Origin of the sequence: Hydrogenophaga sp. (assembly GCF_051860785.1) — a bacterium.
Classification (GTDB): domain Bacteria; phylum Pseudomonadota; class Gammaproteobacteria; order Burkholderiales; family Burkholderiaceae_C; genus Hydrogenophaga.
In genome coordinates, this window is record NZ_JBIMLB010000009.1 from 87,003 (window position 1) to 111,453 (window position 24,451).

19 protein-coding genes are annotated in these 24,451 nt (G+C 65.4%); 12 read left to right on the forward strand and 7 right to left on the reverse strand.

What is annotated here, in order from left to right:
* Positions 1-126 precede the first annotated feature (126 nt).
* From ACTIF6_RS13665 to urtE, 12 genes are all read left to right on the forward strand, one after another.
* Positions 127-3,510: a hybrid sensor histidine kinase/response regulator gene (locus ACTIF6_RS13665; protein ID WP_439588558.1), complete on the forward strand. Its 3,384-nt coding sequence runs from the start codon at positions 127-129 to the stop codon at positions 3,508-3,510.
* On the forward strand, positions 3,494-4,522 hold the full coding sequence (locus ACTIF6_RS13670) for a response regulator (protein WP_439588464.1): 1,029 nt from the start codon (positions 3,494-3,496) through the stop codon (positions 4,520-4,522). Before ACTIF6_RS13665 ends, ACTIF6_RS13670 begins: the two co-directional genes overlap by 17 nt.
* Positions 4,523-4,576: 54 nt before the next feature.
* The gene (locus ACTIF6_RS13675) at positions 4,577-5,902 is read left to right on the forward strand and encodes a cache domain-containing protein (RefSeq protein WP_439588465.1); all 1,326 of its coding nucleotides are present in this window, start codon (positions 4,577-4,579) and stop codon (positions 5,900-5,902) included.
* On the forward strand, positions 5,899-6,525 hold the full coding sequence (locus ACTIF6_RS13680; protein WP_439588466.1) for a response regulator: 627 nt from the start codon (positions 5,899-5,901) through the stop codon (positions 6,523-6,525). The genes ACTIF6_RS13675 and ACTIF6_RS13680 overlap by 4 nt, the downstream gene beginning before the upstream one ends.
* 143 nt (positions 6,526-6,668) lie before the next feature.
* Positions 6,669-8,741: a carbon starvation CstA family protein gene (locus tag ACTIF6_RS13685; protein ID WP_439588467.1), complete on the forward strand. Its 2,073-nt coding sequence runs from the start codon at positions 6,669-6,671 to the stop codon at positions 8,739-8,741.
* Between the two features lie 19 nt (positions 8,742-8,760).
* Entirely contained in the window at positions 8,761-8,955 is a 195-nt protein-coding gene (locus ACTIF6_RS13690) for a YbdD/YjiX family protein (RefSeq protein ID WP_439588559.1), read from the forward strand.
* A 96-nt stretch (positions 8,956-9,051) separates the two neighbouring features.
* Positions 9,052-10,104, forward strand: a complete 1,053-nt coding sequence (locus ACTIF6_RS13695) for a Fic family protein (protein WP_439588468.1) — start codon at positions 9,052-9,054, stop codon at positions 10,102-10,104.
* A 152-nt stretch (positions 10,105-10,256) separates the two neighbouring features.
* Positions 10,257-11,552, forward strand: coding sequence for an urea ABC transporter substrate-binding protein (urtA, locus tag ACTIF6_RS13700; protein ID WP_439588469.1), 1,296 nt, complete (start codon positions 10,257-10,259; stop codon positions 11,550-11,552).
* Between the two features lie 109 nt (positions 11,553-11,661).
* Positions 11,662-13,263, forward strand: a complete 1,602-nt coding sequence (gene urtB / locus ACTIF6_RS13705) for an urea ABC transporter permease subunit UrtB (RefSeq protein ID WP_439588470.1) — start codon at positions 11,662-11,664, stop codon at positions 13,261-13,263.
* Positions 13,260-14,387 carry an urea ABC transporter permease subunit UrtC gene (gene urtC, locus ACTIF6_RS13710; protein ID WP_439588471.1) on the forward strand — a complete coding sequence of 376 codons (1,128 nt, stop codon included), beginning with the start codon at positions 13,260-13,262 and terminating at the stop codon, positions 14,385-14,387. Before urtB ends, urtC begins: the two co-directional genes overlap by 4 nt.
* Positions 14,384-15,259: an urea ABC transporter ATP-binding protein UrtD gene (gene urtD, locus ACTIF6_RS13715; RefSeq protein ID WP_439588472.1), complete on the forward strand. Its 876-nt coding sequence runs from the start codon at positions 14,384-14,386 to the stop codon at positions 15,257-15,259. Before urtC ends, urtD begins: the two co-directional genes overlap by 4 nt.
* A 376-nt stretch (positions 15,260-15,635) precedes the next feature.
* Positions 15,636-16,328, forward strand: coding sequence for an urea ABC transporter ATP-binding subunit UrtE (gene urtE / locus ACTIF6_RS13720; RefSeq protein WP_439588560.1), 693 nt, complete (start codon positions 15,636-15,638; stop codon positions 16,326-16,328).
* Between the two features lie 11 nt (positions 16,329-16,339).
* On the opposite strand, the gene ACTIF6_RS13725 is transcribed toward urtE, so the two are convergent.
* The 7 genes from ACTIF6_RS13725 to ACTIF6_RS13755 all read right to left on the reverse strand — a co-directional run bounded on the left by ACTIF6_RS13725 (position 16,340) and on the right by ACTIF6_RS13755 (position 24,115).
* On the reverse strand, positions 16,340-18,025 hold the full coding sequence (locus ACTIF6_RS13725; protein WP_439588473.1) for a response regulator: 1,686 nt from the start codon (positions 18,023-18,025) through the stop codon (positions 16,340-16,342).
* Between the two features lie 116 nt (positions 18,026-18,141).
* Positions 18,142-18,972 (reverse strand): urease accessory protein UreD, encoded by an 831-nt coding sequence (locus tag ACTIF6_RS13730; RefSeq protein ID WP_439588474.1) that lies wholly within the window; start codon positions 18,970-18,972, stop codon positions 18,142-18,144.
* A 199-nt stretch (positions 18,973-19,171) separates the two neighbouring features.
* The gene (locus ACTIF6_RS13735; RefSeq protein WP_439588475.1) at positions 19,172-19,648 is read right to left on the reverse strand and encodes a nucleoside deaminase; all 477 of its coding nucleotides are present in this window, start codon (positions 19,646-19,648) and stop codon (positions 19,172-19,174) included.
* Complete coding sequence (locus tag ACTIF6_RS13740; protein ID WP_439588476.1) at positions 19,645-20,412, reverse strand: ABC transporter permease; 768 nt, start codon at positions 20,410-20,412, stop codon at positions 19,645-19,647. Before ACTIF6_RS13740 ends, ACTIF6_RS13735 begins: the two co-directional genes overlap by 4 nt.
* Before the next feature lie 12 nt (positions 20,413-20,424).
* Positions 20,425-21,246, reverse strand: coding sequence for an ABC transporter ATP-binding protein (locus tag ACTIF6_RS13745; protein ID WP_439588477.1), 822 nt, complete (start codon positions 21,244-21,246; stop codon positions 20,425-20,427).
* Positions 21,247-21,318: 72 nt separating this feature from the next.
* A complete protein-coding gene (locus ACTIF6_RS13750) occupies positions 21,319-22,350 on the reverse strand; it encodes an ABC transporter substrate-binding protein (protein WP_439588478.1) in 1,032 nt (343 codons plus the stop codon).
* A gap of 283 nt (positions 22,351-22,633) precedes the next feature.
* A complete protein-coding gene (locus ACTIF6_RS13755; RefSeq protein ID WP_439588479.1) occupies positions 22,634-24,115 on the reverse strand; it encodes a nucleobase:cation symporter-2 family protein in 1,482 nt (493 codons plus the stop codon).
* Positions 24,116-24,451 lie beyond the last annotated feature (336 nt).

The following is a 24,451-nucleotide window of genomic DNA, read 5'->3' on the forward strand; positions in this document are numbered from 1 at the left end:
CTGCACAAACCCGGTGTGAACAACGCCTTGCCCGAATCCCCTGCGTTCGATCCGTCCGAGCCTTCGGCGCCGCAACGCATCATAAAGGTGCGCCGCGACTACAACAGCTGGGTCGGCAGCGAAACCATGGAAGACTATGCGTTGCGCTACACGCCGCAACGCTTTCGCAAGTGGTCGGAATGGCGGGTGGCCAACACGGCATTCGGCGCCGCTTCATTCCTGATCCTCGAGGCCGTCGGCGCCACGCTGCTGGTGCAATACGGCTTTTTGAACGCCGCGCTGGCCATTCTGTGCACCGGTCTCATCATCTTTCTGGCCGGCCTGCCCATCAGCATCTACGCCGCGCGCCATGGCATCGACATGGACCTGCTCACCCGTGGCGCGGGCTTCGGCTACATCGGCTCGACCATCACCTCGCTCATCTACGCTTCATTCACTTTCATCTTCTTCGCGCTCGAGGCGGCCGTCATGGCCTACGCTCTCGAACTCGCGCTGGACATTCCACCCGCCTGGGGCTACCTCATCTGCGCATTGGTCGTCATTCCACTGGTGACGCACGGGGTGTCGGTCATCAGCCGCTTCCAGGTCTGGACGCAGCCACTGTGGCTCGTGATGATGGTGGTGCCCTTCATTGCCGTGGCCGCCATGGCACCCGAGGCTTTCACCAACGTGGTGCGTTACGGGGGCGAATCTGGTGCGGGTGCGGTGTTTGATTGGCACCTGTTTGGTGCGGCACTCACGGTGGGCATTGCACTCATCACGCAGATGGGCGAGCAGGCGGACTACCTTCGCTTCATGCCTGCGAAGGAGCCCGGCAAGGCCTGGCGCTGGTGGGCCGGCGTGCTGGCGGGCGGGCCGGGCTGGGTGGTGATCGGTGTGGTGAAGATGCTGGGTGGCGCCGTGCTGGCCTACCTGGCCATCAGCCACATGGTGCCGCCCGAGCGCGCGGTGGATCCCAACCAGATGTACCTCGCCGCCTACGAGTTCGTGTTCTCCGACTACGGCTGGGCGGTGGCGGCCACAGCGCTGTTCGTGGTGGTATCGCAGATGAAGATCAACGTCACCAATGCCTACGCCGGCTCGCTGGCCTGGAGCAATTTCTTCTCGCGCATCACCCACAGCCACCCGGGGCGCGTGGTGTGGGTGGTGTTCAACACGCTGATCGCCTTCATGCTGATGGAGATGAACGTGTTCCAGGCCTTGGGCGAGGTACTGGGCGTGTACTCCAACATCGCCATCGCCTGGATCATGGCCGTGGTCGCCGACCTCGTGATCAACAAGCCATTGGGCTGGTCGCCCAAGGGCATTGAGTTCAAGCGCGCCTACCTCTACGACATCAACCCCGTGGGTGTGGGTGCCATGGGGCTCGCTTCGGCCTTGTCCATCATCGCGCACATGGGGCTGCTGGGGCCGGGGGCGCAAGCGTTCTCGGCGGTGATCGCGATGGTGACGGCGCTGGCGGCGGCACCGGCGATTGCCTGGCTGACGAAGGGGCGGTACTACATTGCCAGGGCCACCACGAAAGCCTGCGGAAATTGTGCAGTGGCATCGCCGGCACGGTACGTCGTGCAACGGTGTGTGATCTGCGAGCGCGAGTACGAAGCGCCCGACATGGCGCATTGCCCCGCCTACCAGGGCAACATCTGCTCGCTCTGCTGCACGCTGGACGCGCGCTGTGGCGACCTCTGCAAACCTCACGCGCGCCTCTCCGAGCAGTGGATCGGCGCGCTTCGCCACGTGATGCCGCGCAGCGTGTGGCCGTACCTGGAAGCCGGCCTGGCGCACTACCTGCTGCTCATGATGGTGATCGCGCCGGTGCTGGCTGCCGTGCTGGGGCTCTTGTACCGGCAGGAAGTGGAAGGCCTGAGTCAGGGGCTGGGCGTGGCAGCCAATGTGTCGCTGCTCGACGCCGCCCTGCGCTCGGGCTTCGTGCGTGTTTATGCGGTGTTGCTGCTGATCGCAGCCACCGTGGCGTGGTGGCTGGTGCTCGCGCACAAGAGCCGCGAGGTGGCGCAGGAAGAGTCGAACCGGCAGACGCGTTTGCTGATGCAGGAAATCGAGTCGCACCAGCGCACCGACGAGGCCTTGCAGCAGGCGCGCCATGCCGCAGAGCAGGCCAACCAGGCCAAGACGCGCTACATCTCCACCATCAGCCACGAGTTGCGCACGCCGCTCAACAGCATCCTGGGCTATGCGCAGCTGCTGCAGGAAGACACGGGCATGGCGCCGCACCGCGCGCAGGCCATCCGCGTGATCCACCGGGGTGGCGAGCACCTGCTCTCGCTCATCGAAGGCACGCTGGACATCGCCCGCATCGAGTCCGGCAAGCTCGCGCTGGAGGTGCGTCCCATGGCCTTTGCTGGCGCCATGCAGGAAGTGGCCAGCATGTTCGAACTGCAGGCCGCTGCCAAGGGTCTGCGCTTCGTGTTCGAGACCGGAGGGCGGTTGCCCGATGCGGTGCGTGCGGACGAGAAGCGCCTGCGCCAGATCCTCATCAACCTGCTGGGCAACGCGGTGAAATTCACGCGCTCAGGCCAGGTGCGGCTGCGCGTGACGCACGCGCGCGAGATGGCGCAGTTCGAGGTGCACGACACCGGCCCGGGCATGAGCGCGCAGGACCTGGAGCGCGTGTTCGAACCCTTCGCGCGCGGTCAGGGCGACGCTGTGGGTTCGGTCACCGGGAGCCCGGGCACCGGCCTGGGCTTGACCATCGCCAAGATGCTGACCGACCTGATGGGTGGCGAAATGACGGTGCGCAGCACGCCCGGACAAGGCACCGTGTTCACGGTGCGCCTGTTCCTGCCCGAGCTGCACGGCGTGGTGTTGCCTGTCCCGCAGGCCGTAGCGCAGTTCGCCGGCTACAGCGGCGAGCGGCGGCGCGTGCTGGTGGTGGACAACGAAGAGGCAGACCGGGAACTGCTATCGCGCTGGCTGGCACCGCTGGGATTTGAGGTGATGCTCGCCACCAGCGGCCTGGACGCGCTGGCCCTGCTGGATGGCATGCAACCGGGCGCGCCCGGCGCACCGCATGCGGTCTTCATGGACCTGGCCATGCCGGGTATCGATGGCTGGGAAACGCTGCGCCGTCTGCGCGCGCGCGGGTGGGGAAGCGTGCCGCTGGCCATCGTCTCGGCCAACGCTTTCGACAAAGGCCTGGACAACGACCTCGGCCATCGACCCCAGGACTTTTTCGTCAAGCCCGTGCGGCGCGACGACCTGCTCACCTGGCTCGGCCAGTGCCTGTCGCTCGCCTGGATTGCGGAAGCGGCATCTGAACAACCGGAAGCGGGACACCCTGCGGTCGCACCCGCCAGCCGTGCCGAGCTCGAACCGTTGCTTGAGCTGGTGCGCCTGGGCTATTACAAGGGCATCGTGCAATGGCTCGACGACTGGGTGCTGCGCCGCCCAGAGCAGGCTGCGTTCGCGCAGAGCCTGCGCACGCTGGCGCGCGAGTTCCGTTTCGAGACCATTGAACAGCAGTTGCTGCTACACCATGCCGCACCCGGTTGAACCCCATGTGCTGTCCGTGGGCATCACGCCCGCGCCGCTGCAGCTCAGCGACTCGCTGGTGGTGCTGATCGTCGACGACGTGCCCGACAACGTGGCGCCGCTGCACGACGCGCTCGACGAAGCCGGCTACACCGTGCTGGTGGCGCTGGACGGCGATAGCGCCATCCGTCGTGCCACCCAGGCCTTGCCCGATGTGGTGCTGCTCGACGCTGTGATGCCTGGCCTGGACGGCTTCGAGGTGGCCCGCCAGCTCAAGGCGCAGCCTGCCACAGCACACATTCCCATCATCTTCATGACCGGGCTCACCGACACCGAGCACCTGGTGGCTGCGCTCGATGCCGGTGGTGCCGACTACGTGACCAAGCCGATCAAGCCTCGCGAGGTCATGGCGCGCATGGGCGTGCACCTGCGCACCGCCCGCCACGTGCGCCAGGGCGCGGTGGAACGCAGCCAGGCGCGCAACGCGCTCGATGCGTTCGGCTACGCCACCATCACCGTGCGCGAGCGCGACGGCCGCCTGATGTGGCAGACCCCGCTGGCGCGCGACCTGCTTCGAAACCATTGCGGCACCGAAGCGCCCACCACACCCCCCGTTGTGCTGCAGTGGCTGCGCCGCCATCTCGGTGAAGCGCTCGAGCAGCGCGAGCCACCACGCCTGACGCTGGAGAACGGCCCGCGGCGCCTCACGTTCCGGCTGCACCAGTGCGTGGGCGATGAAGTCAACGGCGAGGGCGGCGACTGGCTCATCGTGATGCAGGAGACTTCCGACGCCAGCGTGCTCTCCAGCCTGGCCGGTGCCTTCGGCCTCACCGCGCGCGAGGCCGAGGTGCTGTACTGGGTGGTCAAGGGCAAGATCAACCGCGACATCGGCGACATCCTCGGGTCAAGCCCCGCCACCGTGAAGAAGCACCTGGAGCGCGTCTACGCCAAGCTCGGCGTGGAGACGCGAACCGCCGCCGCCGCCATGGCGATCAACCGGGTCCCTCTGCTGCAACCTCACCACGGTGCTTGAGAGCGGTTGTGCGGATCGGAGGACAATGGCGCCCCAGCGCCCTTTTCCTTCCCGATGCGACTGCGAACCAAGATCCTCCTGCTGGCCCTGCTGCCGTTGCTGGCTTCGCTCGTGCTCATTGCGCTGGCCGTGCAGCACCAGGAACGCGACCTGGCGAAGCGCGAGTACGCGCTGGTGGAAAGCGCCTACATGGAGGCGCGGCGCACCGAGCTGCACAACTACGTGGCCCTGGCCGCCAGCACCGTGCAGCCGATCTACGACCGCGGTGGCAACGACCCGGCCGAACGCGCACAGGCGCTGCGCCTGCTGGCCTCGCTGGACTACGGTCCCGATGGCTATTTCTTCGTCTACGACCTGCAGGGCCGTGTGCTCATGCACTCGCGCCAGCCCGAGCTGGAGGGCCAGAACCTCTGGGAACTGCGCGACCCGCAGGGTCGGCCCACGATCCAGCGGCTGATTGCGCAGGCGCGTGCCGGTGGTGGTTTCGTCGACTACCTCTGGCGCCAGCCGTCCAGTGGCCGGGACACGCCCAAGCTGGGCTACGTGATTGCCTACGAGCGCTGGGGCTGGATGATGGGCACGGGGCTGTACCTCGACGGCATCCAGGCCACGCTCACGCGCATCGAAACAGAAGCCAACCGCAACATCGCCACCACGCTGCTGTGGATCGCGGGCATCGCGGTGTTCGGCATCGCGCTCATCAGCGCGAGTGGCCTGGCGCTGAACCTGAGCGAGCACCGGGTGGCGGAAAACAAGCTGCGGCTGCTGGCGCGGCAGGTGCAGCAGTCGCAGGAAGACGAGCGCGCCCATCTTGCGCGCGAGCTGCACGACGGCATCAGCCAGAGCCTGGTGTCCACCAAGCTGCTGGTGGAGGCTGGCGCCGAGACGGGCGCGCCCGAACCACTGACCAAGGCGCTGCAGGGTCTCAACCAGAGCCTGGTGGAAATCCGGCGCATCTCGCACCGGTTGCGCCCGGCGCTGCTCGACAACCTGGGCCTGCCGGCCGCGCTGCAGCACCTGGGCCGCGAGTTCGAGGAGGCCAGCGGCCTGCCGGTGGTGGTGCGCATCGAAGGGGCCGAACGCGAACTGCCGGACGAGGTGAAGACCGCGCTGTTCCGCGTGGCGCAGGAGAGTCTGACCAATGTGGCCAAACATGCGAAGGCGCGGCAGGTCGAGCTGGCGCTGGCCTTCGAGCCACCATCGGGTGTCCGCATGAGCGTCATCGACGACGGCCAGGGCTTCGACAGCGCTGCGGTGCACCTGCACCCCGAGCGCGGCATCGGCCTGCGCAACATGCGCGAGCGCCTGGCCGCCATCGGTGGCCGCCTGTCCATCCATGCCGAACCCGGCCACGGCACCCAGATAGAAGCCTGGACATGAACGAGACCATCCGCATCCTCCTGGTCGACGACCACCCCATGGTGCGCGAAGGCCTGCGCGCGCGTCTCTCCAGCCTGGCGCAGCTGCAGGTGGTGGGCGAGGCGGGCGACGCCGACGAGGCGATGCGCCTGCTCGACCAGACCTCCGTCGACGTGGTGCTGCAGGACGTGGGCCTGAAGGCCGGCAACGGGATCGACCTGGCGCAGGCCATGCTCGCGCGCTGGCCCGAGCTGTGCGTGCTGATGTTCAGCATGTACGACAACCCGGAGTACGTGCAGCGGGCGCTGCAGGCTGGCGCGCGAGGCTATGTACTGAAGGACGCGCCGGCCAGCGAGATCGTGGCCGCCATCGAGGCCGTGGTGGCGGGCGGCACCTTCCTCAGCCCAGGCGTGTCGCGCCGGCTGTTCCGCCACCAGGAGCCGCGCCCGCTGCTCTCGCCGCGCGAGAGCCAGATCCTCAGCGCACTGGGGCGGGGCGAATCCAGCAAGCAGATCGCCAAGGCGCTGGACCTGAGCGTGCGCACCGTCGAGACGCACCGCCAGAGCATCAAGCGCAAGCTGGGGCTCGATGGGCAGGCCGAACTCATCAAGTACGCCGTCGAGCACGCCCGCGAAGCGCCCTGAGCGCGCCGCGTACGGGTTTCTCCTTACGTGTTGCCACGCGCTGCGCCGCGCGTTGCAACGGATGCGCCCGCGCGGCCCGTTGCCGATACTGCCCGTCGCACAGCGGTCCGATCGGCGAGGCCGCGGCACAAGAGGAGACAAACATGTCTGCAATGGGTCGCCACCTGGGGTGGTTTTTCGTGGCCGTGCTGGGCGCTTTCGCGCTTGCGGCCGTGGCGCTGGGACGGGGTGAAGCCGTCAGCGCCCTCTGGGTGGTGGTCGCTGCCGTCTGCGTCTACCTGATCGCCTACCGCTACTACAGCCTGTTCCTCGCCACCAAGGTGCTGGGCCTGGACGGCTCGCGCATGACGCCGGCCTGGCGCCACAACGACGGGCTCGACTACGTGCCCACGCACAAGTACGTGCTGTACGGCCACCACTTCGCCGCCATCGCCGGCGCCGGCCCGCTGGTTGGCCCCGTGCTCGCGGCGCAGATGGGCTACCTGCCCGGGCTGCTGTGGATCCTGGCGGGCGTGGTGTTCGCCGGTGCGGTGCAGGATTTCATCGTGCTGTTCATCTCCACCCGCCGCGACGGGCGTTCGCTGGGCGACCTGATCAAGCAGGAAATGGGCATGGTGCCCGGCGTGATCGCGCTGTTCGGCGCCTTCATGATCATGATCATCATCCTGGCGGTGCTGGCACTGATCGTGGTCAAGGCCCTGGCGGAATCGCCCTGGGGCACCTTCACCGTGGCGGCCACGATTCCGGTGGCGCTGTTCATGGGTGTGTACCTGCGCTACCTGCGCCCCGGGCGCATCGGCGAGGTGTCCATCATCGGCTTCGTGCTGCTGATGCTCGCCATCATCGTCGGCCAGTGGGTGCACGAAAGCCCCACCTGGGCACCGCTGTTCACCTACGACGGCAAGGCACTCACCTGGATGCTGATCGCCTACGGCTTCGTGGCGGCATCCATCCCCGTGTGGCTGCTGCTCGCGCCGCGCGACTACCTCTCCACCTTCCTCAAGATCGGCACGATCATCGCGCTGGCCGTCGGCATCGTCGTGGTGGCGCCGCCGCTGCAGATGCCGGCCATCACGCAGTTCGCGGCTGGCAACGGCCCGGTGTGGTCGGGCAACCTGTTCCCTTTCCTGTTTATCACCATCGCCTGTGGTGCGGTGTCGGGCTTTCACGCGCTGATCTCCTCGGGCACCACGCCCAAGATGCTGGACAACGAAGTCAACGCGCGCTTCATTGGCTACGGTGGCATGCTGGCCGAATCCTTCGTGGCGGTGATGGCACTGGTGGCGGCTTCGTGCATCGAGCCCGGCATCTACTTCGCGATGAACAGCCCGGCCGCACTGGTGGGCAGCACGCCCGAGACCGTGGCCGCCACGCTGTCTACCTGGGGCTTCGTGATCACGCCTGAGATGCTGGTGCAGACCGCCAAGGACGTGGGTGAGAACACCATCCTGGCGCGCGCCGGTGGCGCGCCCACGCTGGCCGTCGGCATGGCCCACATCCTGCACCAGGTGGTGGGCGGCCAGGCCATGATGGCCTTCTGGTACCACTTCGCGATCCTGTTCGAGGCGCTGTTCATCCTGACGGCGGTGGACGCCGGCACGCGCGCCGGCCGCTTCATGCTGCAGGACCTGATGGGCACTTTCGTGCCGGCCCTCAAGAAGACCGATTCGCTGCCTGCGAACCTGATCGCCACCGCGCTGTGTGTCGCGGCCTGGGGCTACTTCCTCTACCAGGGCGTGGTCGATCCGCTGGGCGGCATCAACACCCTGTGGCCGCTGTTCGGCATCGCCAACCAGATGCTCGCCGCCGTGGCGTTGATGCTGGGCACCGTGGTGCTGTTCAAGATGAAGAAGGACCGCTACGCCTGGGTCACCATCGTGCCGGCGACCGTGCTGCTGGTCTGCACGCTTACGGCGGGCTGGTTGAAGATGTTCTCCAGCGACGTCAAGGTGGGCTTCCTGTCGAACGCCAGCCGTTACGCCGATGCGTTGCAGCAGGGCGTGCTGCTTGCACCCGCCAAGAGCACGGCGGAGATGTCGCGCATCGTCTTCAACAACCGGCTCGACGCCGCGCTCTGCGCGCTGTTCATGTTCGTGGTGATCAGCGTGTTGTTCTACAGCGTCAAGAGCGTGCTGAAGGCGCGCGCCGAGCGCCAGCCGACGGTGAACGAAGTCCCCTACCAGGCGCTGCCCGTCGGCGCCAGCGTCGGTGGTTGACGCATCCGCCGGTGGCGGCCTGCTCGAAGACCTCGGGCGGGCCGGCCGCTACATGGCGCAGAGTTTCCGGCTGATGGTCGGCGTGCCCGACTACGGTGGTTACGTGGCCCACATGCGCGCCACGCATCCCGATCAGGAACCCATGAACTACGAGGCGTTCTTCCGGGAGCGCCAGGCTGCGCGCTACGGCTCGCGCATGGGGCGCTGCTGCTGAGGGGCGCGTTAATGGGGTAATGCAAGGTTAAACAGGGTAATTAGTGTCAATAATGCCCTCATAATTGGGGCTATTACCCCATTTCAGACCTGAACCATGCAATCGCTCCAGCCCGACTATTTGCAGAACCTGCGCTTTGATGCGCAGCAGTTGGGCACCCTGCGCGCGCTGGGCGAGTACCGGGGCAAGCAACAACTGTATGTGGCGCAGTCGCCCGAAGTCTTGAGCGGCCTGCGGCAGGTCGCCGTGGTCGAGTCCACCGAATCGTCCAATCGGCTCGAAGGCATCGAGGTGGCACCCAGCCGCTTGAAGGCGCTGGTCCTCAAAGACGCCGCGCCTAAAAACCGCAGTGAACAAGAGGTGGCGGGCTACCGCGACGCGCTCGCCCTCATCCACGAAAGCGGCGAAGAAATGCCGTTCACTGAAGGCACGGTGCTGCAGCTCCACGGCATGCTCTATCGCTACATGCCCCAGCCTGGTGGCGCATGGAAAGCCACCAACAACGACATCGTCGAACGTCACTCTGACGGCAGCACCCGCATCCGCTTCCGCCCCGTTCAGGCACACCTCACGCCGATGGCCATGAACGATTTGGTGAGTGGCTACCGCCATGCGCTGGGCCAGCATCTGGCTGACCCGCTGGTGCTGGTGCCTCTGGTGGTACTGGACTTCCTGTGCATCCACCCCTTTGCCGACGGCAATGGTCGCACTGCCCGCCTGCTCACTCTGCAACTGCTCTATCACTTTGATTGCGCCGTGGGCCGCTACATCAGCCTCGAACGCATCTTTGAAGAGAGCAAGGAAAGCTACTACGAAACGCTCGAAGCAAGCTCTCAGGGCTGGCACGAAGGCCGGCACGACATCGCGCCATGGCTGAGCTACTTCTGGGGCGCGCTGCTGCGCGCGTACAAAGAGTTTGAAGAGCGGGTAGGCCATATCGAACACGGCCGCGGCGCCAAAGGCGACCGTGTACGCGCCGAAGTGCTCAAACGCACGCTGCCGTTCTCCATCTCTGAGTTGGAAGACGCGTGCCCCGGCGTGAGTCGTGACATGGTGCGGCTGGTACTGCGCGCGATGAAAGCAGAGGGGTTGATTGCGCCTTCAGGCAAGGGGCGGGGTGCGAAGTGGAACAGGATTTCTTCTCCTTGACCTGATGCCGGGTGGACGTACGCCACCCGGCGTACATACGCCATCGAGGGTCTTCCCTAGCATCCAGTTCGTCCGCTGTGCCACGTCCGAAGAGGGCAGCCGGCGGCGCCAAACACCCCCCTCACGGGACCACTGGAACACTGGAGAAGCGCATGTCGAAGACCACCCAAAACGCCCGCCGTTTTACCCTCAAGACCCTCTCGGCCGCCGCCATGGTGGCCACGCTGGGCGGCCTGTCCGCCTTGCCTGCTCACGCGCAGAACACCATCAAGGTCGGCGTGCTGCACAGCCTCTCGGGCACCATGGCCATTTCGGAAACCGTGCTCAAGGACACGGTGCTGATGGCCATCGACGAGATCAACGCCAAGGGTGGCGTGCTCGGCAAGAAGCTCGAGCCCGTGGTGGTCGACCCGGCCTCCAACTGGCCCCTGTTCGCCGAGAAGACCAAGCAACTGCTGACGCAGGACAAGGTCGCGGTCATCTTCGGCTGCTGGACCTCGGTGTCGCGCAAATCGGTGCTGCCGGTGGTGGAGGAGGCCAACGGCCTGCTGTTCTATCCCGTGCAGTACGAAGGTGAAGAGCTGAGCAAGAACGTGTTCTATACCGGCGCCGCGCCCAACCAGCAAGCCATTCCCGCTGTGGAATACCTGATGAGCAAGGACGGCGGCAGCGCCAAGCGCTGGGTGCTGCTGGGCACCGACTACGTGTACCCGCGCACCACCAACAAGATCCTGCGCGCCTTCCTGAAGAGCAAGGGTGTGGCCGACGCCGACATCATGGAGGAGTACACCCCCTTCGGTCACTCCGACTACCAGACCATCATTGCCAACATCAAGAAGTTCTCGTCGGCCGGCAAGAAGACGGCCGTGGTCTCCACCATCAATGGCGACTCCAACGTGCCGTTCTACAAGGAACTGGGCAACGCCGGCCTCTCCGCCAAGGACGTGCCCGTGGTGGCCTTCTCCGTGGGTGAAGAAGAACTTCGCGGCGTGGACACCAAGCCGCTGGTGGGCCACCTGGCCGCCTGGAACTACTTCATGAGCATCAAGAGCCCGGCCAACACCGAGTTCGTGAAGAAGTGGAGCGACTACGCCAAGGCCAAGAACATCCCCGGCCACAAGGACAAGCCACTGACCAACGACCCGATGGAAGCCACCTACATCGGCATCAACATGTGGGCCCAGGCCGTGACCAAGGCCAAGTCGACCGACACCGACAAGGTGATCGCCGCCATGGCCGGCCAGACCTTCAAGGCACCGGGTGGTTTCACCAGCACCATGGACAAGGAAAACCACCACCTGCACAAGCCGGTGTTCATTGGTGAAGTGAAGGCCGATGGCCAGTTCAACGTGGTGTGGAAGACACCGGGTCCGGTGGTTGCCGACCCGTGGAGCGACTACATCCCCGAGAACAAAGGGAAAAAGAACGTTCCTGAAATGAAGAAGTGATGAGCTGATTGCCGGCATCCATGGGGGTGCCGGCAATTCACCGTTCTCCCACCACGATGCGCGTGTGCGCACGGGGTGTCTTGAATCCCCGATCTGAAAGACGGACCCCATGCGTCCCCTCCCGATTGAATGGTTGATGCGGCTGCTGCTGGCCCTGTGCCTCGTGGCCACTGCACCGGCCCATGCGCTCACCTCGGCCGATGCGCTTGCACTGGTGGACGGCGACACCGACACCCGAATCGACACTCTGAACCGCCTGGCTGCGGAGCCCGACGACAAGGCGGCCGCACTCATCAAGGCCATGTCCGATGAAGCCGTGCGTGTGCAGGGCGAGCGCGTGCTGCTGGTGGACGGCGACGGGGCCATCGACGCGGTGACCGGCGAGAAGCTCGCGACGCTGCCGGACGATGCCAGCGACGTCATGATCAACAACCGCCTGCGCAGCGCGATGGAAACCGCGCTGGCCGGCATGGAACTGGTGGGTGCACCGCCCGAGCGCCAGCGCGAAGCCGCGCGCACGCTGCAGCGCACCGCCTTTGAAGAACCCGACACCAGCCAGCTTGCGCTGATCGACAAGGCGCTGGCCGGTGAACTCGACGCGCGCGCGCGTCAGACCCTGGAACTGGCGCGCGCAGCCGTGTTGCTGGCCAGCGAGGACCCGGCCAAGCGTCTCTCCGCTGCCGAGAAACTCGGCGAGGCCAAGCAGCCCATCGTGCGGCCTCTGCTGCTGGCACAGATGGAAAAGGAAGAAGACGCCAAGGTGAAAGCCGCACTGAAGGCCTCGCTCTCCAGCCTGGACACCACGCTCGCCATCGGCAGCGCACTGGCACAGGCCTTCACCGGCATCAGCCTGGGCAGCATCCTGCTGCTGGCCGCGCTGGGCCTGGCCATCACCTATGGCCTCATGGGCGTGATCAACATGGCCCATGGCGAGCTCATCATGATCGGCGCCTACGCCACCTGGCTGGTGCAGAGCTTCTTCCGCCAGTCGCTGCCCGAGTACTTCGACTGGTACCTGCTGGTGGCCATGCCCGTGGCCTTTCTTGCCTCCGGCCTGGTGGGTGCGGCCATGGAGCGCTCGGTGATCCGCTTCCTCTATGGTCGTCCGCTGGAGACCCTGCTGGCCACCTGGGGCATCAGCCTTGTGCTGATGCAGGCGGTGCGCAGCCTGTTCGGCGCGCAGAACGTCGGTGTTGAAAACCCGTCGTGGATGAGCGGAGGCATCACGCTGCTGGGCAACCTCAACCTGCCCTGGAACCGCATCATCATCATCGGCTTCGCGCTGGCCGTGCTGCTGGGTGTGGCGCTGCTGATCGGCAAGACGCGGCTGGGTCTCTTCGTGCGCGGCGTCACGCAGAACCGGCCCATTGCCTCTTGCATGGGGGTGAACACCGCTCGCATCGACACCTACGCCTTTGCGCTGGGTTCGGGCATTGCGGGGCTGGCGGGCTGCGCGCTCAGCCAGATCGGCAACGTGGGGCCCGACCTGGGCCAGAACTACATCGTCGACTCGTTCATGGTGGTGGTGCTCGGTGGCGTGGGCCAGCTCGCCGGTACGGTGTATGCCGCGCTCGGCCTGGGCGTGCTCAACAAATTCATCGAAGGCTGGGCCGGCGCCGTGCTGGCCAAGATCGCGGTGCTGGTCTTCATCATCGTTTTCATTCAAAAGAGACCCCAGGGCATCTTCGCCATGAAAGGACGCGAAGCATGAGTGCCACGCCCCTTGTCCCCGTCGTTCTGCCGTCGCACGGCCCGCTGCTTACCCGCGCTGGCTGGAGTGCCTTCATCGTCGCGCTGCTGGTGGTCTGTGCCGTGGCGCCGCTGCTCAACCTGTTCGTACCGGTCGACAGCGCCTTCCACCTCAGCGACTACATGGTCGGCCTGCTGGGCAAGATCATGTGCTACGCCATCTGTGCATTGGCCATGGACCTGATCTGGGGCTACACCGGCATCCTCAGCCTGGGCCACGGGCTGTTCTTCGCGCTGGGTGGTTACGTGATGGGCATGTACCTCATGCGCCAGATCGGCACCGATGGCAACTACAAGAGCGATCTGCCCGACTTCATGGTGTTTCTGGACTGGAAGGAACTGCCCTGGCACTGGGCACTGTCCGACAGCTTCATCGCCACGCTGCTGCTGATCGTGCTGGTACCGGGTCTGGTGGCCTTCGTGTTCGGCTACTTCGCCTTCCGCTCGCGCATCAAGGGCGTGTACTTCTCCATCATCACGCAGGCGCTCACCTTTGCCGCACTGCTGCTGTTCTTCCGCAACGAGACCGGCTTTGGCGGCAACAACGGCTTCACCGATTTCAAGCGCATCCTGGGCATGCCGCTGGCCACGCAGAACATGCGCATGACGCTGTTCGTGCTGACCGGCCTCACGCTGCTGGGCTTCTTCCTGTTTGCGCGCTGGCTGGTGGGCAGCAAGTTCGGCCGAGTACTGCAGGCGGTGCGCGATGCCGAAAGCCGTGTCATGTTCTGTGGCTACAACCCGCTGCCCTACAAGCTCACCATCTGGACCATCTCGGCGGTGATGTGTGGCGTGGCCGGCGCGTTGTACGTGCCGCAGGTCGGCATCATCAACCCCGGCGAGATGAGCACGGCCAACAGCATCGAGATCGCGATCTGGGCGGCGGTCGGCGGGCGCGCCACACTGGTCGGCCCCATCCTCGGCGCCTTCATCGTCAACGGCGCCAAGAGCTGGCTCACCGTGAGCTTTCCCGAGTACTGGCTGTATTTCCTGGGTGCGCTGTTCATCGTGGTCACGCTGTTCATGCCGCAGGGCGTGGTGGGGCTGGTGAAGAAGCTTCGCGGCTCGAAGGGAGAACGCGCATGACGCCCGACCTGATGGAAGAGGGCGCGCGGCGCCTGGAGAAACACGGTGTGCTGGCTCCGGCTGGCAACACCGAATCGGGTGGCCGTGCGGCCGGGTTCTCGCGCCTCGTCACACCGGGCGAGGTGGACACCACACACGGCCGCATCCTGTATCTGGAGGGTGTCAACGTGAGCTTTGATGGCTTCAAGGCCATCAACAACCTCTCGCTCGACATCGCCCCGGGTGAGCTGCGCTGCATCATCGGCCCCAACGGCGCAGGCAAGACCACGATGATGGACATCATCACGGGCAAGACCCGACCCGACTCGGGCCAGGTGTTCTTCGGCAGCACCATCGACCTGCTGCGCTACCGCGAGGCCGAGATTGCGTCCATGGGCATCGGCCGCAAGTTCCAGAAGCCCACGGTGTTCGAGCACCTGAGCGTGTTCGAGAACCTCGAACTCGCCCTGGCCACCGACAAGCGTGTGCGCCATTCCATGGTGTTTCAACTCACGGGCGAGGAAAAGGACCGGCTGGGCGACGTGCTGCACACCATTCACCTCGCCGACAGCGCGGCGCGCCTGGCCGGCAACCTCAGCCACGGGCAGAAGCAATGGCTGGAGATCGGCATGCTGCTGACGCAGGACCCCAAGCTGCTGCTGCTCGACGAACCGGTGGCCGGCATGACCGACGAGGAAACCGAGCGCACGGCGCAACTCTTCCTTACGCTCAAGGGCAAACACTCGTTGATGGTGGTGGAGCACGACATGAGCTTCATCCGGACGATCTCGGAGAAGGTGACGGTGTTGTGTGATGGTTCTGTGCTGGCTGAAGGGACGCTGGATCAGGTGCAGGCGGATGAGCGGGTGATCGAGGTTTATCTTGGGCGCTGAAGGTCTGTTTTTGCCTGCTTGGTTGGGCCGGGTCTCGGCCCGGCGGCCGACTTACTTTCTTTTGCTTCGCCAAAAGAAAGTAAGCAAAGAAAAGGCGAGCCGAAGTCCGGGGCCCTGCGGGCTTCCTTGCGCTGCTCGGTGCACGGGGGAAGTTCGCAAACTTGTCCGCTTCGCGGCCTTCGGACATGCGAACTTCTTGTCCCCGCGCGACGCGAGCACCGCAGGTTGCCCGCAGCGAAGCGGAGGGACACAGCCAGCAGGGTCGCCTTTCTTTTGGCTACTTTTCTTTGGCGAAGCAAAGAAAAGTAGCTCGGCCGCCGGGCCGAGACCCGGCTTGCAACGATAACAAGCCCAACGGAGGACAGCGCCAATGAGCCTGCTCGAAGTCAAAGACATCAACCAGTACTACGGCGGCAGCCACATCCTGCGCAACGTGAGCCTCACCGCCGAGCTCGGCCAGGTCACGGTGGTGCTGGGCCGCAATGGCGTGGGCAAGACCACGCTGCTCAAGTCGCTCATGGGCCTGGTGCCCATCAAGAGCGGCAGCATCACGCTGGACGGAGAGTCGATTGCCGGCGCCACGCCTTACGAGCGTGCGCGCAAGGGTGTGGGGTTCGTGCCGCAGGGGCGGGAGATCTTCGGGCGCCTCACGGTGCACGAGAACCTGCAGATGGGCCTGGCCACGAAGAAGGGCGGCACGCCGATCCCCGCCGAGCTGTACGAGCTGTTCCCGGTGCTCAAGCAGATGCTCGGGCGGCGGGGAGGCGACCTCTCCGGCGGGCAGCAGCAACAGCTTGCGATTGCCCGTGCGCTGGCCGCCGGGCCGAAGCTGTTGATCCTGGACGAGCCCACAGAAGGCATCCAGCCCAACATCATCAAGGACATCGGCAAGGTCATCCGCATGCTGGCAGACCGGGGCAACATGGCCATCGTGCTGGTGGAGCAGTACTACGACTTCGCCGAGGCGCTGGCGGATCGTTACCTGGTGATGGAGCGCGGTGAGGTGATTGCCAGCGGGCCCGGCAGCGAGATGGCCGAGAAGGGTGTGCGCCAGCTGGTCGCAATCTGAACGGGACTCGATCAGGTCGACTGCGTCGCGTCCAGGAGTCCCTCGCGGGTGACCGGTTTGTAGCCCGCTGGCAGCGACACCGCGCCCGGCTCGGTCGCACCTGCGGTCTGCTCGCCCAGCCGGGCCATGCGGGCATCGGTGTGAAAAAGCTGTCGCAAGGCTTCGGCCCGTTCGTGCAGTGCGGGGTAACCGTTCATGCGCTCGCTGTAGCGCTGGAGCACCTGGTGGGCTGATTCGATGAGCTTGGCGTTGCCGGTGCGTTCACCGGCATCCAGCAACTGTTCCACCGTCCCTTGCGGGTCGCCCTTGAGGCTGAGTTTCATCGCCTCCTGCGTGATGCGCAGCACCTCCGCATGTCCGGCGCGGATGCGCTCGGCGTGGTCGGCCGCCCCGGTGGCCGCGCAGGCCAGCAGCTCGGTCATGGCCCGGTTGGTGCAGAAGCGCAGCGCCATCGCGTCCACGGCGGCTTCGGCTTCGTAGAGTGGCAGGGAGCGCGCCACCAGCCGGTTCATCAGGGTCAGCAGGTTGCAGGCGGATTCGAAGTCAAAGGCCGGCGTGAGCACATCGTTGGCCAGCCGGCGCACGTCGTCCTGCGCGCGTGCCGTCTGCTGTTGCTGCAGCGCCAGCAGACTCTCTGCCATGCTGAGCAGGCGGTGCGGGCGCGCCGGGTCATGGCTGCGGTCGCGCAGCCGGGTGAGTTGCTCCACGATGCGTTGCAGGCCGCGCTGGTCGTTGTTGTCCAGCCGCGCGAACGCCAGCAGCAGCAAGGCTTGCGGGTCGAACATCTTGGAATCCAGGCCCAGGCGCGTGGCGCGGTCGAGCAGTTCCACGCCCTCGCTCTTTTCGCCGGAGTAGTAGGCCAGCATGCCGTGTTTGAGCAGGCGGCTGATGGAGCCCGGCGTGAGGCGCGTGGCCATCTGGTAGGTGGACAAAGCGTTCTGGAAGTTGCCCAGTTCGAACTGGGCACGGCCCATCACGTCATAAGCGTCGGCGTAGGCGTCGTCGTCGCGGATCAGGCTTTCGAGTGTGGTGGCGGCCTTGGCCGGCTGCCCGCTTTCCAGTTGAGCGCGCGCCACGCCCAGCCGCGCCCAGGGCAGGGTTTTGGCCGCGATCACGGTTTCGAACAAGGTTTGCGCCTCGGCCACGCGTCCCAGGCGGAGCAACAGTTCGGCACCGATGCGGGCCGCGTAGAGCCAGTAGGTCTCGCGCGTTTCAAACCGTTGCTGGCACAGCGCAGCCGCTTGTTCGAAATCCTGTGTGTCGATGGCCGAGAAGATGGACCTTAGCGCCCGCTTGCGTTCCCGCGCCTGGAGAATGCGATCGGCCAGGCGTGCGGCGGTGTGGGGTTTGAGCAGGTAGGCGTCCAGCGCAGATTCAGCCGCTTCGGCGACCCTGCTGTAGGTGGCCTCGGCTGTGATCATGACGAACACGGTGTGGAAGGGCAGCAACTGGTTGCGGCGCAGGTCGTCCAGCAGATCCTGCCCTGAGCCGGACTCGCGTTCGAAATGCTGTTCGCAGATCACGACGTCGAAACTCGCCACTTCCAGCTTGCGCCGGGCATCCAGCAGGCGGGAGCACTGGGCCACGTTGCCAACGCCCAACTCTCGCAACTGAGCGATCAGGATGGAGCGCGACTGCAGGTTGCCTTCGATGACGAGTGCACTGGCGTCGTGAAGGCTGCTGGGGGCGGCGGGCATGGCGGAACAACGAGAAGATACGGACGCAGAGAGGCCTTCTGCACCGATTGTGTGCGGCTCACCGTTCTGGCCATGCCCGGATGAGCGGGGTGAAAACCGCCTTGTTCCGGCTTGCGTCAGACCTTCCAGATGCGGGGCGGCACGCTGGTCAGGCCCCAGGCTTCAGCGCGCAGCACAGCCCAGACGCGCTGGAACTGCGCCATCAACGGTTCCACCAATGGCGCCACGGCGCGCACCACCAGCATCTGCGGGTTGGGGCAGGTGGCGCCGGCCTGAACACCATGCGGTTGTGCCTCCAGCACGGCGCGCACGGTTTCCAGCAGGTGTTCTCGCCGCTCGCGCGTGAGCGCCGTGCCGCAGGCCAGCCAGAGCGTGCCCAGGCAGCGTTGCCCGCCCAGGCCCAGGGGCGAGGCCAGCAGGCGGGTGTCGGCGGCGTCGATGCGCGCCTGCTCCAGCCACAGGCCCGGGATCTCCAGCCGCTGGGTGAGGCTTCCGCGCTCGAAGGGTTGATCGGCGGTGGGCAGACCCAGTGCACACACATCCCAGCCCAGCCACTCCGCGCCGGGCGCCAGCGTGGCGGTGAGGGTGTTGTGCGCATCGCAGCCGGAGTAGGCAATGGTTTCCAGGGGCAGCCACTCGAGCCGCGCGCCTTCGTCCAGCGCCAGAGTGACCTGCTGTGTGGCCCGGGGACCGTCGGATCGGTAGAAGCGGGTGGCGCCGGGCGTGGAGACGAGGGCGTGGGTGTCGGTGGCGGCGTGCACGCGCACGTCCAGCAGGTCGCCGCCGACCAGTCCGCCTGGTGGGTGGATGACGACGTTGTGGCAGATGCGCTCGCCTTCGGGGTACAGGCTCTTGAGGATGCGCAGCGGACCGGTGTGGGCATGCTGCAGCACGGTGCGCTCGCTTTCGCGGCGGTAGTTCAGATCGAGTTGGGCGTGCCAGGGCATGTGGCTGAGTTTACGTAGGGGTTCTGGCTGCTGTCTTTTGCGAGCTTGCGGGCGCGGTGCGCTCTGCTCCGCGGCTGTCCTCCGGCGGCGGGAGGCCGCCTCCTCCTTTATGCCGCTGCGCAGAGCGCACCGCGCCTGCAAGCCGGGGCAATGTTGATGCACTCACGCACTGATGACGGTGCCCATCGGAGAAAACCACTCAACGCGAAGACCAGAAACCAAGGTGAGGCTCCAGCATCTCAGCCTCCAGGGAAGCCACAGGCCCGATCACCTCGATCTGCTTCTGCCCGCGCGCCAGCACCTCACGGCAAGGCAACGACAGCGTGGGGTTCTCCTCGTGACTGCCGGTGAGTTTCAGCAGCGCTTCCTCGCTCGCCCCGTACAGCACCCGTCCGATGTTGGCCCAGTAGAGCGTGCCCGTGCACATGGCGCAGGGCTCGAACGTCGTCACCAGTGTGCAGCGCGCCAGGTACTCACCTGGCCAGTTGGCCGCCGCCGTGCGCGCCAGGGTGGACTCCGCGTGGTTCACCGTGTCGATGTTGCCCTGCTCGGCCAGCACCGTCTCATCGTCGGGCGCCACCAGCAAGGCACCAAAGGGATGGCGGCCCATGCTCGCGGCACGGCGTGCCACCTCGTTCGCCCGGCGCAGATGCCGGGCGATCTGTTCCGGGCTCATGTGTTCTGGCTACCGCGGTGCGCCCAGCCCGTGGTGTGCTTCTCGATGAAGCTGAAGAGCTCGTACATCACCATCGCCATGATGCCCACCACCAGCAGGCCGCTGAACGCCAGGCCCATCTGCATCGACGAACCCGCCGAGATCAGCAGGTAGCCGATGCCCTCGTTCGAGGCGGTCATCTCCGACACCGTGGTGCCCACAAAGGCCAGTGTGATCGCCACCTTCAGCGAACCGAAGAAGTAGGGCATGGAGCGCGGCAGGCCCACCTTGGTCAGCACGTCCCAGCGCTTGGCGCCCAGCACGCGCAGCACGTCTTCCAGCTCCGGCTCCAGCGTGGCCAGGCCGGTGGCGATGTTCACCATGATGGGAAAGAACGAGATCAGGAACGCCGTGAGGATGGCCGGGCCCACGCCGATGCCGAACCACACCACGAGGATCGGCACGAAGGCCGCCTTGGGCAGGGCGTTGAAGGCCGTCATGAGCGGGTAGACGGCCGCGTACGCCAGGCGCGAACTGCCGATGAGAAAGCCCAGCAGAACGCCCACCACGATGGCGATGCCGAAACCCGCCATGGTCACCCAGAAAGTGCGCCAGGCGTGGCCCAGGATGGTGACCTTGTGCTCCAGCGTCTGTTCCCAGATGCGCGACGGGCTGGGGAAGATGAACTCCGAGACGCCGAAGCCGCTCGTGATCACTTCCCAGAGGACGATGATCGCCAGCAACAGGATGAACGGGGACCAGCGTTCGATGTGCTTCTTGTTCATGTCGTGCTTCCCTTACTGGTTCACCGGCGTGCGCATGGCCCCGATGTGGCCCCGCAGTTCAAGGACGATGTCCGAGAATTCCTTGGTGTAGGTCACCTCCAGATCGCGCGTGCGAGGGATCGGTATCTCCCGCTGCACGACGAAGCGGCCCGGGCTCTTGCTCATGCAGTAGACCGTGTCGGCCAGGAAGACGGATTCGCGCAGATCGTGCGTGACGAGGATGACGTTGAAGCGCTGCGCCTCCCACAGATCGCGCAGCGTGCACCACAGTTCCTCGCGTGTGAACGCATCGAGCGCGCCGAAGGGTTCATCCAGCAGCAGCATCTTGGGTTCGTGGATGAGTGCGCGGCAGATGCTGGCGCGCTGCTGCATGCCACCCGAGAGCTCCCAGGGGAATTTTTTCTCCATGCCGCCCAGCCCCACGCTGGTCAGCAGCTTGCTTGCCCGTTCCACGAACTCCTTCTTGCGGTCCTTGAAATGGCTGCGGAACGGTTCCACGATTTCCAGTGGAAGCAACACGTTGTCCAGTGTGGTGCGCCAGGGCAGAAGAGACGGCGCTTGAAACGCCATGCCCGAGATTTTCAGCGGCCCGGTGACCGGCTCTCCGTCGATGCGGATCTTGCCCATGCTGGGCATGCGCAGGCCCGTGGTGAGCTTCATGAAAGTGGACTTGCCGCAACCCGAAGGGCCGACGATGGCGATGAACTCGCCGCGCCTGACCTTCAGGTTGATGTCCTCCACCGCGAAGACATTCTTCGCCAGCAGGTCTTCGTTGTAGGCCAGCCAGACCTGGTCGAAATCGACAAAGGGTTTGTCGCTGGAGGCTTCTTGCATGGGGTCTTCCTGAAAAAAAGGCCAGCCGCCGCAGGGTGGCTGGCCTGGGCCAGAGGGGGCGTCTGGCCCTGCTTACTTCTTGGCGGGCGGCAGCACGTTGAGTTCGGCGGCCGTCGGCAGCATGGAGCCGTTCCACACCGCAGCGGGGTCGATGCGGGTTTTGGTGGCGTAGGCGTCGGAAACTTGCGAGGCCATCAGGGCGAGGCGGCCGGGGTTGACCTGGCCGAAGCCTTCCTTGCGCGCATCGGGGCTGGCCACCACCGAGTCGATGGCCATCGCCAGACGACGGGTTTCCAGCGGGACATTGATGATGCCGTCGCGCGCCTTCACGGTCTCGATGCTGGCGGCCGGGTTGGCCATGACTTCCTTGGCGCCTTTGGCGAACGCGGTCAGGAAGGCTTTGACGGCGGCCGGGTTCTCCTTGATCATCTTCGGGCTGGCGATGATGACGTTGCCGTACAGCTTCACCCCGTAGTCGCCGTACGGCATGATCACCACGTCCTCAGGCTTCACGCCGCGCGCTTCCAGGTTGAGCAGCGAGGTGAACGAGAAGCCCGTGATGGCGTCGATGTCGCCGCGAACCAGCATGGTTTCACGCAGCGGCGGGTCCATGGAAGTCCAGTTCACGCTGCTGATGTTGTTGGCCTTCTGGAAGATCGGGTAGGCCTTGCGACCGGCGTCGAACACCGGTGCACCGAGCTTCTTGCCATTGAGGTCGGCGGGCTTGGCGATGCCGCTCTTCTTGAGCGCCAGCACCGCAGCGGGCGTGTTGTTGTAGACCATCATCACGGCCACCGGCTTGTTGGGCGCGTCCGGGTTGTTGGCATGGAACTCCATGAGCGCGGCCAGATCGGCAAAGCCCATGTCGTACGAACCAGACGCCACGCGCGTCACGGTGCCGCCCGAGCCGTTGCCCGAGTCGATCGTCACGTCCAGGCCGGCGGCCTTGAAGTAGCCCTTCGCGGCTGGTTGCAGGAAAAGGGCGGCAGGGCCTTCGAAGCGCCAGTCGAGCTGGAACTTGATGGGCGTCTGCGCGTGTGCGCCACTGAAGGCGGCCGCCAGGGCCAGGGCAGCGGTGGTCTTGACGAAGTGGCGTTTGTTCATGTTTTCTCCAGGTAGGTCGGGGTTGCGGTTGTCGGCACTGCCATCGCCGCGCATGCCGTTTCATCAGCAATAAAGGTGCCAGCGGTGCACCTGTGCAGGAATGGACGGCCAGGGGCCGTTTGAGCACAGAATGTGTATACAGATTCTTGTGCCCCTGGCTTTGCGCGTCATCGGGGCCAACCCTGAATGGTGCGCCCCAAGTCGGTGCCTGCACCGGCTTGGGGATGATGCCTCAAAAAGCGAAGGTCCCGAGAGGGACCTTCGTCGCTTCGCGCCAACGCGCTCAATGGGCCTCCGCCTGTTTGGCGGCATTCACCGCCGCCTCGGTATCGCCCCGGCCGCCGTTGAAATACAGGTTGAGTGCCACGGCGCTGATGGATGCCAGCAGGATGCCGGATTCGATGAGCGGGTGGATGGCGTGTGGCATCCACTGTTTGAAGTTGGGTGCCACCAGCGGGATCATGCCGATACCGATGGACACGGCGACGATGAAGAGGTTATTGCGGTTGCCCTTGTAGTCCACCCCGGCCAGGATACGGATGCCGGTGGCGGCGACCATGCCGAACATCACCAGCCCCGCGCCGCCGAGCACGAAGGTGGGCAGCGACTCGACCAGCGCCGCCATCTTGGGCAGCAGGCCGAGCACGATGAGGATCACGCCACCGGCCACGCAGACGAAACGGCTCTTGACGCCGGTGACGCCAACGAGCCCCACGTTCTGCGAGAAGCTGGTGTAGGGAAAGGTGTTGAAGATGCCACCGATGAGCGTTCCCAGGCCGTCGGTGCGCAGGCCGGCAGTCAGTGCTTTCTGATCGATCTTGCGCTCGGTCATGTCGCCGAGGGCGAGGAACATGCCGGTGGATTCGATCATCACGACGATCATCACCAGGCTCATGGTGAGGATGAGGATGGGGTCGAAGATCGGCGCGGCGATTTCGAACGGGAGCACCAGATCGAACCAGCTGGCCTTGCCCACTTTTTCGAAGCTCATGAGGCCTGCGGCAGTGGCGATGGCGCCGCCGATGACGATGCCCAGCAGCACCGAGATGTTGGCGATGAAGCCCCGCGCGTATTTCGCGATGAGCAGGATGGCCGCCAGCACCACGGCGGCGATGGCGATGTGCGACATCTGTGCGTAGGAGGGATTGGGCACGCTGCCCACGATGGCCAGGCCTTGTGGCACGGCGGGAACGGCACCGCTGGACGCCGCCTGCTTCACCGAGTCCATCCACTGCAGGTGTTCGGGGCTGGGAATGCTGGGCGCGGTGGGGCCGAAAGGATTGCCGAAGATCCAGTTGATGCCGATGCGCATGAGGCTGATGCCGATGACCGCAATGATGGTTCCCGTCACGACCGGCGGGAAGAAGCGCAGCATGCGGCTGACAATGGGTGCGATGAGGATGGAGACCACGCCTGCGCCGATGATGGAACCGAAGATCAGGCCCGCACCCTGCACGCCGGGGTTGCTGTTGGCCATGGCCACCATGGGTGCCACCGAAGCAAACGTCACACCCATCATGACCGGCAGCTTGATGCCGAACCACTGTGTAGCGCCGAGCGACTGGATCAGCGTGACCACGCCGCAGCAGAAGAGGTCGGCCGAGATGAGCATGGCGACTTGCTCGGGGCTGAGCTTGAGCGCACGGCCCACGATCAGCGGCACGGCGACCGCGCCGGCATACATCACCAGCACGTGCTGCAGACCGAGGGCGGTGAGCTTGCCTGTGGGAAGGACTTCGTCGACCGGGTGGACTGTTGTGGACATGGATTGCTCCTCAATTGCATGCAAAATGTGTATACAGTTTATGTGTACGAAGTGATGGCGGTCAGCTAGGGGAAACCCGGGTTCTGACGGGTGGCGTGGTTGCCTTCTGCCTGCTCCGGTCATCGGCAGTGGGGGTGATCGGCTCCGCGAATGTCCCCCGAGTCGGCTTCGCCGCCTCTCCTCCTTTATTTCGCTGCGCCGATCACCCCCACTGCCGATGACCTCGTTGGCGCTCGGAAGGTCGGCGCGCCAGCAGAAACTTCAACTCATGGGTGCAAGGCGTTCTATGGAGCGAAATAAAGGAGGAGGCGGCCTCCCGCCGCCGGGGGACATTCG